This is a genomic window from Rhizobium sp. SAFR-030, assembly GCF_059415005.1.
Window position 1 is genome coordinate 337393 of record NZ_JBPFDO010000004.1, and the last position, 12334, is coordinate 349726.

Consider the following 12334-nt stretch of genomic DNA (forward strand, 5'->3'; position numbering starts at 1 on the left):
AATTCTACCCGCACTAGGCATCTTATTTTCGACGCGTCTTTCGCGTGCATCAGATGCCGAATTATTGCGACTGATTTGCAATAGCGTTGACAAGTGCCGGCGAGCGACTAGGTTAAATGCAAATGAGTTGCAATAGAAGGTAGATCCCGTGTTCGTGCATCTCCTGGCAATAACAGTCGCAGCCGCCTTCGGCCTTGCTCCGATCGGAGCGCTGGCCGCTGAAAAGCCCAAGGTGGTCACCACCTTCACGATCCTTGCCGACATGGCGAAGAACGTCGCGGGCGATACGGCGGAGGTTGAAAGCATCACCAAGGCCGGTGCCGAAATCCATAATTACCAGCCGACGCCAAGGGACATCCTGCGCGGTCGCAACGCCAACCTCGTGTTGCGCAACGGGCTCAATCTCGAGCAGTGGTTCGACAAGTTTCTCGCCAATCTCGGCGATGTGCCGAGCATCACGATTTCCGACGGAGTCGAGCCGATGGCGATCGCCGGCGGCGCCTATCAGGGACGGCCCAACCCGCATGCCTGGATGTCTCCGGAAAACGCGCTGATCTACGTCGAGAACATCCGTAAGGGGCTGGCGATGGTCGATCCGCAGCACGCAGATGCCTATGCCGCCAATGCCAAGGCCTATTCCGACAAGATCCGCGCCGCCGTCTCGCCGATGCGTGATGCGCTGGCAGCCCTGCCTGAGGATCGGCGGTGGCTGGTGACCAGCGAGGGCGCCTTCTCCTACCTCGCCCGCGACTTCGGCCTGAAGGAGCTTTACCTCTGGCCCGTGAATGCCGACAGCCAGGGCACGCCGCAACAGGTGAAAGGCGTGATCGATGCCATCCGCGCCAACCGCATCGGCGTGATCTTTTCCGAGAGCACGGTGTCGGCCGATCCGGCAAAGCAGGTCGCTCGGGAGACCGGCGCCCAATATGGCGGCGTTCTCTACGTCGACAGCCTGAGCGATCCGGACGGCCCGGTGCCGACCTATCTTGACCTCTTGAGCGTGACGACCGGCACCATCGTGAAGGGACTGTCGCAATGATGATGGGCAAGAGCCGATCGAAATCAGCCGGCCTGGCGGTCGAGGATGTCACCGTCTCCTATCGCAACGGCCATACGGCCCTGCGGCATGCGAGCTTCACCATTCCGCGCGGCACGATCACGGCGCTGGTCGGCGTCAACGGCGCCGGCAAGTCGACGCTCTTCAAGGCTATCATGGGCTTCGTTCCCTTGTCCGGCGGCAGCGTCGAGATCCTCGGCATACCGTCGCGCCAGGCACTGAAGCAGAATCTGGTCGCCTATGTGCCGCAGGCGGAAGAGGTCGACTGGAACTTTCCGGTGCTTGTCGAGGACGTGGTGATGATGGGCCGCTACGGCCATATGAACTTCCTGCGCATCCCGTCGCGCCACGACCAGGAGAAGGTCACCGAAGCGCTGCACCGGGTGAACATGGAAGCCTTCCGCAAGCGGCAGATCGGCGAACTGTCCGGCGGCCAGCGAAAGCGCGTGTTCCTCGCCCGGGCGCTGGCCCAGGAAGGACAGGTGATCCTTCTCGACGAGCCTTTTACCGGCGTCGACGTGACCACCGAAGAGCAGATCGTTGCGCTGCTCGGATCGCTGCGCGATGAAGGGCGGGTGATGCTCGTTTCCACCCACAATCTCGGCAGCGTTCCGGACTTCTGCGACCACACGGTGTTCGTCAAGGAAACCGTCATCGCCCATGGCAGAACCGAAGATACCTTCAACGAAGCCAATCTGGAAAAGGCCTTCGGCGGCGTACTCCGTCATTTCGTCCTTGGTGGACGCGATCTGCACGACGATGAAGACGTGCGGCATGTGCGGGTGATCAGCGACGACGAACGCCCCTACGTCACCTATGGGAACGGCACCCGCACGACGCTCACGGCGACGGGCAAGGCCGGAGAAGCTCCGAAGGCGAAAGAGGTTGTCGATGTTCCAGACGCTTCTTGAGCCTTTCACCTACGGCTACATGCTGAATGCCATCTGGGTCAGCGCCCTGGTCGGCGGCGTCTGCGGCTTCCTGTCGGCCTATCTGATGCTCAAGGGCTGGTCTCTGATCGGCGACGCCCTCTCGCATGCCATCGTTCCAGGCGTTGCCGGCGCCTACATGCTGGGGCTTCCCTTCGCGCTGGGCGCCTTCCTGTCCGGCGGCCTTGCGGCAGGCGCCATGCTGTTCCTCAACCAGCGCACCAAGCTGAAGGAAGACGCCATCATCGGCCTCATCTTCACGTCCTTCTTCGGGCTTGGGCTATTCATGGTCTCGCTGTCGCCGACCTCGGTCAACATCCAGACCATCGTGCTGGGCAATATCCTGGCAATCACGCCGGAGGACACGCTGCAACTGGTGCTGATCGGCGGCATCAGTCTTGCGGTGCTTGCGTTGAAGTGGAAGGACCTGATGGTCGCCTTCTTCGACGAGAACCATGCCCGCACCATCGGTCTTCGCCCGGACCTCCTGCGCGTGCTGTTCTTCACGCTGCTGGCCGCCTCCACAGTCGCCGCGCTGCAGACGGTCGGCGCCTTCCTGGTGGTCGCCATGGTGGTGACGCCCGGCGCCACGGCCTACCTGCTCACCGACCGCTTCCAGCGGTTGGTGGTGATGGCCGCCTGCATCGGTGCTGGAACCAGCTTTTTCGGCGCCTATGCAAGCTATTTCCTCAACGGCGCGACCGGCGGCATCATCGTCGTCCTGCAGACGCTGATCTTCCTCATAGCCTTCGTGTTCGCTCCGAAGCACGGACTGATCGCCGCCCGGCGCCGCCGGGCTCTGGCAGTGGAGCAGGCCGCATGAGCGAGACCCTTCAACTCGCCATCCTGCCGTTCCAGCTGCCGTTCATGCAGTACGCCTTCCTCGTCACCATGATGATCGCCGTGCCGATGGCGATGCTGTCGTGCTTCCTGGTTCTCAAAGGCTGGTCGCTGATGGGCGACGCGGTCTCGCACGCCATTCTTCCCGGCGTGGTTCTCGCCTACATGGTATCCCTGCCGCTGTCGCTCGGCGCCTTCGCTGCGGGACTGACCTGTTCGCTGGCCGCCGGCTACCTCAAGGAAAACAGCCGCATCAAGGAAGACACGGTGCTCGGCATCGTCTTTTCCGGCATGTTCGGGCTCGGGCTGGTGATGTTCGTTGCCGTGCAGAGCGACGTGCATCTCGACCACATCCTGTTCGGTGACATGCTCGGCATCGCTCCGTCGGATATCCTCGAAACCGGGCTGATCGCGCTCGCCTCCGTGCTCTTCCTCGGGATCCTGCGCAAGGATCTGCTGGTGCACGCCTTCGACGCGCAGCATGCCCGCGCCATCGGCCTGCCGGTGCGCCTCCTGCATTACGGGCTGCTGGCGGTCCTGTCGCTGACCGTCGTCGGGGCGCTGACGGCCGTCGGCATCATCCTCTCGGTCGCCATCCTCGTGGCACCCGGCGCCATCGCTTTCCTGCTGACGCGCCGTTTCCACACTATGCTGCTGACGGCGATCAGCGTGGCGCTGGGCTGTTCGTTCCTCGGCATCTATCTAAGCTTCTTCATCGACAGCGCGCCGGCACCGACCATCGTGCTGCTGATGACCGCGACATTCATTGCGACCTTCATCCGCACGACGCTGAAGACCGAACCGCGGCTTGACCCGGCGTAGCGGGAACTCGCCTTGCGCGGACCGATCTGCGGGATCCGCGACGGCCGCCTCTGGCGGACGCGACATCCGCGGCGAATTCGACACCGACATTCGGCCCTGCAGGTCGCTCTCGTCATGTACCTGATCACCACAGACTACCTGACTGACGGGAGGCGACATCGGCCGCGCTCAAAAAAGAAGGCCCGCCGGGTGGCGGGCCTTCTTTCGACGGAGACCTGAGAGGTCGATCAGGCGGCCGCCAGTTCCTTCTTCACCATCTCGCGCAGGCTGACGAGATCCTTGGCAAACATCCGGATGCCATCCGACAGCTTTTCCGTCGCCATCTGGTCCTCGTTCAGCATCCAACGGAAGGACTTCTCGTCGATCGGCTGGAAGGCATCCTCGGTGATGTTGTCCGGCGAAAGCTTGCGCTCCAGCGTGCCCTCGGCCTTGTCCAGCTCGTCGAGCAGCGCCGGGCTGATGGTCAACCGGTCGCAGCCGGCCAGTGCTTCGATTTCACCTGCATTGCGGAACGAGGCGCCCATGACGATCGTCTCGATGCCGTTCGCCTTGTAGTAATTGTAGATCTGCCGCACCGAGACGACGCCCGGATCGGTTTCGGATGTGTACTCTTCGCCGGTGAACTTCTTGTACCAGTCGAGGATACGGCCGACGAAGGGAGAGATCAGGAACACCTTGGCATCGGCGCAGGCAATGGCCTGGGCCTTGGAGAACAGCAGCGTCAGGTTGCAGTCGATGCCTTCCGTCTGCAGCACTTCGGCGGCCTTAATGCCTTCCCAGGTGGAGGCAAGCTTGATCAGGACGCGCTCGCGTTCGATGCCGCGCTCCTTGTAGGCGGCGATGATGCCGTGCGCCTTGGCGATCGATGCCTGCGTGTCGAAGGAGAGGTCGGCATCGACTTCCGTCGACACGCGGCCTGGCACGATCTTCGCCAGACCAGCACCGACGTCAATCGCCAGGCGGTCGGCCACTGCCGTGATCACAGCTTCGCTGCTGCCGCCCTGCTTCTTGCCCCAGGCGATCGCTTCCTTGATCTGATCGGCAAAGGCCGGCGTGCCGAGCGCTTTCAGAACGATCGTCGGATTGGTGGTGCAATCCACCGGCTTCAGACGCGTGACGGCCTCGATATCGCCGGTATCGGCGACGACCGTGGTCATGGAACGCAGTTGTTCAAGTTTGGACGCCATCCGGATTTCCTTCGCTTTTGAATTCGCGACGCGAGAATCTGGCCGATCCTCCGTTGCCTTCATATCTGCTCCGCACAGCCGGAAAGTCAAGGCACATTTGTGCAATGGATTTGACATTTGTTCCAGATGCCGGATAGTCCATCCTTGAAACCGAAGGAAGGACGGCCGGTTCCCCGTGGCCAAGCTCAAGCGTGAAACCCATGTTGCCTATTCCGAAGCCGCCTCTCTGCGGTTGCGGGCGGCATGGCTCTACTACAACCAGGGAATGACCCAGAAGGACGTGGCGGAACGCTTGGGCATCAGCCGCTCAACCGTCATCCGCATGCTCGACGAAGCCGTCAAACGAGCAGAGGTGCAGATCTGGATCAGCGAGGGCATCGACGACTGTGTCGAGCTCGCCGTCAAGCTGGAGAAGCTTTACGGCCTGGACGAGGCGCTGGTGGTTCCGGCACCGGAGAAGCAGGATGCCGCCTCCATAGCCAAGGCCGTCGGCCTGGCACTCGGGCAGTTTCTGACCGAGGTGGTCAGCGACAACACGACGATCGGCGTCGGCTGGGGCCGCACGATGACGGCATCGCTTGCCGGCTTCCGTCCGCCGCGTCGCGAAAACTGCAAGGTCGTCTCGCTGCTCGGCGGCATCGTCGCGGTCCACCAGACGAACCCGATCGACTATACCTGGCGTCTAGCAAGCCAGTTGGGCGCCGAATGCTACATGTTCCTCGCGCCCCTGCTGGTCGACTCGGTCGCCACCAAGCGGGCACTGATCGAACAGTGCGGCCTGAAGGCCATTTACGACCTCGCCGAGAACCTCGACCTGGCGATCGTCTCCTGTGGCGATATCGGCCCGCACTCGACCTCCCTGTCGGAGGGCTTCATCAGCCATGCGACGCTGCGCGAACTGGTCGATGCCGGCTGCGTCTGCGACACGATGTTCAATTTCCTCGATGCAGAGGGCCGCACCATCGATCATCCGATCAACGAGCGGGTGATGTCGGTCGACCTCGACACGCTGAAGAAGGCAAAGCACATCGTCCTGTCTTCCGGCGGCGCCCACCGCGCCGAGGCCATCCGCGCCACGATCCGCCGCATCGGCTGCAACACGCTGATCACCGACGAGGCGGCCGCAAGACGACTGGTGGAGATGGCGACGTGATCGGAGGATGCCTCCGCTGATCTCAGCGACTACACCCCAGCCCGTTTCTTGGCTGCTTCTTCCGCTCCGTCTTGAACCGGGTGTATATTATGGCAATATGCAAAGATGATCGACTGGGAACGGATCGTCGGATTTGAGTGGGATGAAGGCAATGCCCGCAAGAATGCCGATAAGCACGATGTCAGCCAGAATGAAGCCGAGCAGGTGTTTTTCAACGAACCTCTGCTGATGATACCCGATACCAGGCATAGTTCCAGCGAGCGGCGCATCCACGCGCTCGGCCGCACCGATGGCGGAAGGTTGCTGCATCTCACCTTCACGCTTCGGACAGACGAAACGAAGATCCGGGTAATTTCAGCCCGGGATATGAGCCGGAAGGAGCGGAGCTATTATGAGCACGAAGCCTGACCCCGTGCCGCAGTTCAGCACGGAAGCCGAGGAGCGGGTATATTGGGAACAGCACGACTCCGCCGATCACTTGGACTGGAGCAAGGCGGCGAAGGTGCGATTGCCGAACCTGAAACCATCCTCCACCTCCATCTCATTGCGGCTTCCAAATTCCCTGCTGGAACAGATCAAGGTTGCCGCCGGCAAGCGTGACGTTCCATACCAGTCGTTGATCAAGATCTGGCTTGCGGAGAAGATCAGCACGTCCGGCACCAAGCGATAGCATCGCGGCCCCGTGGAGGTTTGCTGCTCGCGTTGCTCGATCAGCCGGAGGCCTTCGCGCAAGACCTCGCAGGCGTTGCGGTACCGCCTAGAACTCACGAGGCGAGCGATGACCTGGTGATGATGTTCGTCAGGATGACATCCCGGTCGGCAAAAGCGCCTCCTCATCATTGATGGGGAGACGCTACACCAATGGTATATTTGCCAGTACCTATGAAAGAAGCTTCTCACACCTTCCCCGCCTCCCAGCCGAGGATCGCCCGTTTGCGGGTGAGGCCCCAGTGGTAGCCGGTAAGCGCGCCGCTCTTCCCGAGCGCCCGATGGCAGGGCACGACGAACGAGATCGGGTTGCGGCCGATGGCGGCGCCTACCGCACGGCTGGCGGTCGGCTGGCCGATGTCACGGGCTACGTCGGAATAGGTGACGGCCTTGCCGAACGGGATCTTGAGGAGGCTCTGCCAGACGCGCACCTGAAAATCCGACCCGATCAGCACCACCCGCAGCGGCTCTTCCGCCGCCCAGCGTCCGGCATCGAACACACGCCCGATATATGGTGCTGTCGCCTGCTGATCCGCGACATAGTCAGCATTCGGCCAGCGCTTTGCCATATCCTGGAAGCAGGCATCCCGCCCGCCTTCGTCGTCAGCGAACGCAAGCCCGGCAAGACCGCGATCCGTCACCATCACCAGCGCCAGACCGAAGGGCGACGGATGAAATCCGTAGCGCATCGTCAGCCCGCCGCCCTTCGCCTTCCACTCGCCGGGGCTCATCGCCTCGTGGGTGACGAACAGGTCGTGCAGCCGACCCGGGCCTGAGAGACCGACCTCGTAGGAGGTTTCCAGCAGCGGCAGTTGGTCCCTGCCCAGCAGGCGCTTGGCATGGTCGAGCGTTACGTCCTGCAGGAAGGCTTTTGGCGATAGCCCGGCCCAGCGGGTGAACACTTTCTGCAGCTGCGTCGGCGAGTGGCCGATTTCGCCGGCGATCCGCTCGAGCGACGGCTGCTCGCGGTAGTCCAGCGTGATCAGCTCGATCACCTGCTTGACCACGGCGTAATCGGCGCCCTCGGGCGTGATGTCGCTGGCCGTGGGGGGTGCGGGTGAAAAGGCGTTCATGGCATGGATCCTCTTGATGAGCACGAGTTCACCATGAGCAGACCGCAGATGCCACCCGATTCTTGCATGCGTCCCAGCCGCCCGGTGCCAGCCCCTCAGATCCGCTGCTTGACCGTCGCCAGCGCACCGCGAAACGCCTTGGCAAAACTCTCGCGGTCGTCCGGGTTAAGAAAGGCGCCGACATCCGTCAGCCGCCCCTCGCCCGTCACATGCATGGAGGTGATGCCGAATTCGTGGTGACGGCGCACCCGGAAGCGCGCCCAGAACGGGTTGAAGCGGTGTTCTTCCACCCGGCCGGCCGGCGACACTTTGCGGATCGAGACATTGGTGCGGGACACCGTGACCTCCTCGCGGGCGCGGCCGGACCGGAAGTTGAGCCAGAATGCACCCCAGAGCAGCAGGAAATCGAGACCGAAGAAGAAGCTGATCGGCCAGGCGCCGGTCGCCAGGAAGAAGATGCCGTAGATCAGGCAGATGCCGCCGCTTAGCGCCAGCATGACACGGAAACCGCGCCGCCCCAGCGACCGGTGCGGCGTCAGTTCGGCGGCAAAAACCGGTGGTTCGTCGATCATCCCCACGTTGCCTTCCATCCTGTGGCTTGTCATAGAAACAATATGGCAACTCCGAAGATCCAATCCCACATGCAAACGGCGCAAAAGTCAAACGGAGCGGCGAGAGGTCGCAGGCATGCGCGCACGGCCTACAACAAGGTCGAAATCGAGGAGATCTTCCGCCGTTTTTCGGTGCAACGACCGGAGCCGAAGGGCGAGCTGGAACACGTCAATCCGTTCACCCTGGTCGTTGCGGTAGCGCTGTCTGCGCAAGCGACGGATGTCGGCGTCAACCGCGCGACGCGGGCGCTGTTTGCCATCGCCGACACGCCGGAAAAGATGCTGGCGCTGGGCGAACAGGGCGTCATCGACCATATCAAGACGATCGGCCTCTACCGCAACAAGGCAAAGAACGTCATCGCGCTCTGTCGGATGCTGATCGATGAATTCGCAAGCGAGGTGCCAAGCACGCGCGCGGAGCTGATGCGGCTGCCGGGCGTCGGCCGCAAGACGGCCAATGTGGTGATGTCGATGGCCTTCGGCATCCCGACCCTGGCGGTCGATACGCATGTCTTCCGGCTGGCGAACCGCCTGAAGCTGGCGCCCGGCACGACGCCGGATCAGGTCGAAGACAATCTGCTGCGCGTCATTCCAAAGCAGTACCTGTTCCACGCTCATCACTGGCTGATCCTGCACGGACGCTACACCTGCAAGGCACGGCGTCCCGAATGCGAGCACTGCATCATGGCTGACCTCTGCCGCTATCCGGCAAAGACCAATGACGTGCCGGTGCCTCTGGATGAACTACCCGCGCAGATGGTTGGGGCGGACGCCTTGCCTAAGGGCGAATGATGTATCGCGCCGGCTGATCGCCTTGTGCAGGTGCACCATCAACCCCGCCGCAAACAGCGGCGTCAGCAGGTTGACGAACGGGATGGCGAGGAAACCGGCGATCAGCAGCCCGGCCAGGAACACCGTCCCCTTGTGCTTCTGACGAAACAGCTTTGCCTCCTGGGGCGGCCGGAACCGCATCGCCGCGAACTCGAAGAATTCGCGACCGAGCAGGTAGCCGTTGACGACGAAGAAGGCGATGAGATTGACGCCGGGCACCAGCAGCAGCAGCAGCGCTATGATGTTGCCGAGAATGACCACTCCCAGAAACTGCAGGGATTCGATCAGCGCCCGGCCGATCGGCATGGCGACACCGGCAGGATCAGACGGGTAATCGCGCTTCTCCACCACCTCTGCCACATCGTCGAGAAACAGGCCGGCGATGAGCGCCGTCACCGGCGCGATCAGCAGTGCCAGTGCAAGTGCAAGGCCGATGCCAGCCAGGATCGCGAAAATGAAGGTCAGCCATCCGGCCCAGTCGGGAACCGCCGGCAGGAGATCCGCAGCATAGGGCCATAGATAGGCGATGAAGACGCCCCTCAGCGTAAACCACAAGCCGACCAGCACCAGCAAGGTGAGCCCCAGCATCTTCCAGAAGACCGACCTCGTCTCCGCGGCAAACAGGTTGATGAGGGAGAGACGTGCAGCGTCGATGATCATGGGCGCTCCGGAATGCGATGATGGCTTGCTGGATGTAGGGGATGCAGAGGCGTGCCACAAGTCGGCGCGCGGCCGCGCGAGCTCAGGCCGGTCTCAATCCATCGCTTCCAGTTCCGCCCGGTGGCGGTGCATGGCGAGAAAGCGCCGATAGTCGCGATCGTAGGCATCGCGCAGGTCGGGGCGCGGACGATGCAGCGAACCGCCGCGGTCCATGGCATTGCCGGCCGCATCGAGATCGGCGTGCAGCCCACCTGCCACGGCGGCCGCCATTGCCGTGCCCAGCAGCACCGCATCGCCGGCATCCGGCACCCGCACGACGCGACCCGTGACGTCGGCGCACAGCTCCACCAGCAGCGGATTGTGCACATGTCCGCCGGCCAGGTGCAGCGTCTCGATCCGGTAGCCGTAGGTCTCCATCGTCTCGAGGATATGCCGGACCCCGAGCACCAGCGACACGCAGGTGCGCCAGTAGAGCCTGCAGAGACCGTCGAAGGAGGTGTCCAGCGTCAGGCCGCTGATGACGCCGGTGGCGCGGGGATCGGCAAGCGGCGAGCGGTTGCCGTGGAAGTCGGGCAGGATGTGCAGCCCCTCTCCCAACCGCACGCCCTCGCGTTCGCGCAGCTCGGCAATCCGCGACACGATGCGGCGATGAAGCTCGGTGTCCGGCTCGCCACCGGCTGCGTGCATCCGCACCATGTGGTCCAGCAGCGCGCCGGTTGCTGACTGGCTGCCTTCGACCAGAAAATGGTCGCCGAAGACGGCCTCGTAATAAGGTCCCCACAGGCTGTGGCCGGGCAGCGCCCGGCGGGTGAAGGCGACCACGCAGCTAGACGTCCCGCCGATCAGCGCCAGGTTTCGCTCGAGTTCGGGACTGCCGGCGGAAGCCCCCAGCACGCCCAGCGCCCCCGCATAGGCGTCGATCAGACCGGCGGCAACCACACATCCCGTATCGAGACCGAGTTCGGCGGCAGCCTCCGGGGACAGTGCGCCGACGGAAGATCCGACGGCAAGCGTCGAGGTCGGCAGGCTTCCGCGCTCCAGCGCATCGTCAAGACCGGCGGTCGCCAGGAAATCGTGGTTCCAACCCTCTTCGGTCCTGGCGGAGTAGGTCCACTTAGCGGTCAGCGTACAGCGCGACCGGGATGGCGAACCGCTCGCCCGCCAGGTGAGGAAATCGGCAAGATCGAACAGGAAGCCGGTCTTCGCCCATCGCTGCGGAAGGTTCTCCTTCAGCCACATGATCTTGGGGATCTGCATTTCCGGCGACAGCGAGCCGCCCGACGAGGCCAGCACCGGGTGGCCCCCGGCATTCAGCCGGTCCGCCTGGGGGATGGCGCGGTGGTCGAGCCAGACGATCGTGTCCCAGCCGTCTGCGTCGGAACCTTCGTCTTCCACCGACACCGAGAGCGGCTTGCCCGCCGTGTCGCGAACCACCAGCGAGCAGGTTGCGTCGAAGCCGATGGCGGCGATCCTGTCAGCCTGAAGGCCTGATTGATGGAGGGCTTCGCGAACAGAAAGGCAGGTCGCCCGCCAGATGTCCTCGGAACTGTGTTCGGCGTGCTGATCGGCGCCGCGCCGCATGCGGATCGGGTGCCGCGCCTTGCCCAGGAGCTGTCCCTGCCGGTCGAATATGCCGGCGCGGGCGCTGGTCGTGCCGACGTCGACCGCGACGAGGTGGTCCCGCATGTCTGTCCGATTCCCGTCCCTTGCCAAGCTTTTATTGTCGGCCAAACCGGGCCGGCTCACGGCGCCGGCCGCGCGGGTAAACCGCCCTTGCTCTGTCTATGCTGTTCGGCAAGGTGGATCAAATCGCTCATCGCGTCAAATACGACATCCGGAGAAAGTGCTGCGATCTCCGCGCGATATTCGTCACGGTCGGCGTGCGAGCCGCCGGTGAACGCAAACACCGTCATGCCGGCGCGCTTGGCAGCCAGGATGCCGGCCGGGCTGTCCTCAATGACGATGCAATCCTGTGGCTGCATACCCATTTCCCGCGCCGCATGCAGGAAGAGGTCCGGCGCAGGCTTGCCGTTCTCGACCATCGTGGCGCTGAAGATATGCGGCTCGAAATAGTCGATGAGTCCGGTCAGTCCCAGCGATAGGCGGATTCGCTCCGGCTGGCTGGACGATGCGACGCAATGCGGCCAGTCGAGTAGATCAAGCGCATCGGCAATGCCCTCGATCGCTTGCAGGCCGTGCCTGAAGCGGTCGTAGAGATCGTGGCGCATCTTGCCCAGAAAGTCGCTGTCGGCCTTGATGCCGAAATCCTCATCCAGCACCGTGACCATGGTCGCCAGGCTGCGGCCGAGGAAGCGGTGATACGCCTCCGCCTCGTCCAGCTCGCCGCCATGAGCCCTCACCGCATCGATGAGGACGCGGATGGATAGCGGTTCGCTATCCACCAGCACGCCGTCGCAGTCGAAGATCACCAGAGGAGTGCCGCTCCGGTCCATGGCGCAAGCC

The 12334-nt window shown here is 63.3% G+C and carries 14 protein-coding genes and 1 pseudogene; 8 read left to right on the top strand and 7 right to left on the bottom strand.

Features of this window, described 5'->3' with window-relative positions; translation table 11 throughout:
* Positions 1-148: 148 nt before the first annotated feature.
* The 4 genes from ACR65N_RS14565 to ACR65N_RS14580 are packed head-to-tail and all read left to right on the top strand — an operon-like array spanning position 149 to position 3648.
* The gene (locus ACR65N_RS14565; protein ID WP_440457587.1) at positions 149-1039 is read left to right on the top strand and encodes a metal ABC transporter substrate-binding protein; all 891 of its coding nucleotides are present in this window, start codon (positions 149-151) and stop codon (positions 1037-1039) included.
* On the top strand, positions 1036-1968 hold the full coding sequence (locus tag ACR65N_RS14570) for a manganese/iron ABC transporter ATP-binding protein (RefSeq protein WP_440457588.1): 933 nt from the start codon (positions 1036-1038) through the stop codon (positions 1966-1968). The genes ACR65N_RS14565 and ACR65N_RS14570 overlap by 4 nt, the downstream gene beginning before the upstream one ends.
* Complete coding sequence (locus ACR65N_RS14575; RefSeq protein ID WP_440457589.1) at positions 1949-2809, top strand: metal ABC transporter permease; 861 nt, start codon at positions 1949-1951, stop codon at positions 2807-2809. Before ACR65N_RS14570 ends, ACR65N_RS14575 begins: the two co-directional genes overlap by 20 nt.
* Positions 2806-3648, top strand: a complete 843-nt coding sequence (locus ACR65N_RS14580; protein WP_440457590.1) for a metal ABC transporter permease — start codon at positions 2806-2808, stop codon at positions 3646-3648. Before ACR65N_RS14575 ends, ACR65N_RS14580 begins: the two co-directional genes overlap by 4 nt.
* Positions 3649-3875: 227 nt before the next feature.
* On the opposite strand, the gene tal is transcribed toward ACR65N_RS14580, so the two are convergent.
* Positions 3876-4835 carry a transaldolase gene (tal, locus tag ACR65N_RS14585; protein ID WP_430304654.1) on the bottom strand — a complete coding sequence of 320 codons (960 nt, stop codon included), beginning with the start codon at positions 4833-4835 and terminating at the stop codon, positions 3876-3878.
* A gap of 175 nt (positions 4836-5010) precedes the next feature.
* On the opposite strand from tal, the gene ACR65N_RS14590 reads away from it, so the two are divergent.
* From ACR65N_RS14590 to ACR65N_RS14600, 3 genes are all read left to right on the top strand, one after another.
* Positions 5011-5988 carry a sugar-binding transcriptional regulator gene (locus tag ACR65N_RS14590; protein WP_440457591.1) on the top strand — a complete coding sequence of 326 codons (978 nt, stop codon included), beginning with the start codon at positions 5011-5013 and terminating at the stop codon, positions 5986-5988.
* Between the two features lie 105 nt (positions 5989-6093).
* Positions 6094-6396, top strand: a complete 303-nt coding sequence (locus ACR65N_RS14595) for a BrnT family toxin (RefSeq protein ID WP_440457592.1) — start codon at positions 6094-6096, stop codon at positions 6394-6396.
* The gene (locus tag ACR65N_RS14600) at positions 6380-6658 is read left to right on the top strand and encodes a BrnA antitoxin family protein (RefSeq protein ID WP_440457593.1); all 279 of its coding nucleotides are present in this window, start codon (positions 6380-6382) and stop codon (positions 6656-6658) included. The genes ACR65N_RS14595 and ACR65N_RS14600 overlap by 17 nt, the downstream gene beginning before the upstream one ends.
* 26 nt (positions 6659-6684) lie before the next feature.
* On the opposite strand, the pseudogene ACR65N_RS14605 reads toward ACR65N_RS14600, so the two are convergent.
* The 3 genes and pseudogenes from ACR65N_RS14605 to ACR65N_RS14615 all read right to left on the bottom strand — a co-directional run.
* Positions 6685-6825, bottom strand: a pseudogene (locus ACR65N_RS14605) (ribbon-helix-helix domain-containing protein); the annotation flags it as partial.
* Positions 6826-6884: 59 nt separating this feature from the next.
* Entirely contained in the window at positions 6885-7769 is an 885-nt protein-coding gene (locus tag ACR65N_RS14610; RefSeq protein ID WP_440457594.1) for a methylated-DNA--[protein]-cysteine S-methyltransferase, read from the bottom strand.
* Positions 7770-7864: 95 nt separating this feature from the next.
* Positions 7865-8359, bottom strand: coding sequence for a DUF2244 domain-containing protein (locus tag ACR65N_RS14615; protein WP_440457595.1), 495 nt, complete (start codon positions 8357-8359; stop codon positions 7865-7867).
* Between the two features lie 24 nt (positions 8360-8383).
* On the opposite strand from ACR65N_RS14615, the gene nth reads away from it, so the two are divergent.
* On the top strand, positions 8384-9172 hold the full coding sequence (gene nth / locus ACR65N_RS14620; RefSeq protein ID WP_440457596.1) for an endonuclease III: 789 nt from the start codon (positions 8384-8386) through the stop codon (positions 9170-9172).
* On the opposite strand, the gene ACR65N_RS14625 is transcribed toward nth, so the two are convergent.
* The 3 genes from ACR65N_RS14625 to ACR65N_RS14635 all read right to left on the bottom strand — a co-directional run bounded on the left by ACR65N_RS14625 (position 9125) and on the right by ACR65N_RS14635 (position 12324).
* Positions 9125-9871 (bottom strand): sulfate transporter family protein, encoded by a 747-nt coding sequence (locus ACR65N_RS14625; protein ID WP_440457597.1) that lies wholly within the window; start codon positions 9869-9871, stop codon positions 9125-9127. The genes nth and ACR65N_RS14625 overlap by 48 nt on opposite strands.
* A gap of 93 nt (positions 9872-9964) precedes the next feature.
* Positions 9965-11557 (bottom strand): FGGY-family carbohydrate kinase, encoded by a 1593-nt coding sequence (locus tag ACR65N_RS14630; RefSeq protein ID WP_440457598.1) that lies wholly within the window; start codon positions 11555-11557, stop codon positions 9965-9967.
* Positions 11558-11613: 56 nt separating this feature from the next.
* Positions 11614-12324: an HAD family hydrolase gene (locus tag ACR65N_RS14635; RefSeq protein WP_440457599.1), complete on the bottom strand. Its 711-nt coding sequence runs from the start codon at positions 12322-12324 to the stop codon at positions 11614-11616.
* Positions 12325-12334: the final 10 nt, after the last annotated feature.

Bases quoted from the DNA above. Each gene is read 5' to 3' on its own strand.
- ACR65N_RS14570 (WP_440457588.1), top strand. From the start codon at position 1,036: ATGATGATGGGCAAGAGCCGATCGAAATCAGCCGGCCTGGCGGTCGAG.
- ACR65N_RS14575 (WP_440457589.1), top strand. From the start codon at position 1,949: ATGTTCCAGACGCTTCTTGAGCCTTTCACCTACGGCTACATGCTGAAT.
- ACR65N_RS14580 (WP_440457590.1), top strand. From the start codon at position 2,806: ATGAGCGAGACCCTTCAACTCGCCATCCTGCCGTTCCAGCTGCCGTTC.
- tal (WP_430304654.1), bottom strand. From the start codon at position 4,835: ATGGCGTCCAAACTTGAACAACTGCGTTCCATGACCACGGTCGTCGCC.
- ACR65N_RS14595 (WP_440457592.1), top strand. From the start codon at position 6,094: ATGATCGACTGGGAACGGATCGTCGGATTTGAGTGGGATGAAGGCAAT.
- ACR65N_RS14600 (WP_440457593.1), top strand. From the start codon at position 6,380: ATGAGCACGAAGCCTGACCCCGTGCCGCAGTTCAGCACGGAAGCCGAG.
- ACR65N_RS14610 (WP_440457594.1), bottom strand. From the start codon at position 7,769: ATGAACGCCTTTTCACCCGCACCCCCCACGGCCAGCGACATCACGCCC.
- ACR65N_RS14615 (WP_440457595.1), bottom strand. From the start codon at position 8,359: ATGGAAGGCAACGTGGGGATGATCGACGAACCACCGGTTTTTGCCGCC.
- nth (WP_440457596.1), top strand. From the start codon at position 8,384: ATGGCAACTCCGAAGATCCAATCCCACATGCAAACGGCGCAAAAGTCA.
- ACR65N_RS14625 (WP_440457597.1), bottom strand. From the start codon at position 9,871: ATGATCATCGACGCTGCACGTCTCTCCCTCATCAACCTGTTTGCCGCG.
- ACR65N_RS14630 (WP_440457598.1), bottom strand. From the start codon at position 11,557: ATGCGGGACCACCTCGTCGCGGTCGACGTCGGCACGACCAGCGCCCGC.
- ACR65N_RS14635 (WP_440457599.1), bottom strand. From the start codon at position 12,324: ATGGACCGGAGCGGCACTCCTCTGGTGATCTTCGACTGCGACGGCGTG.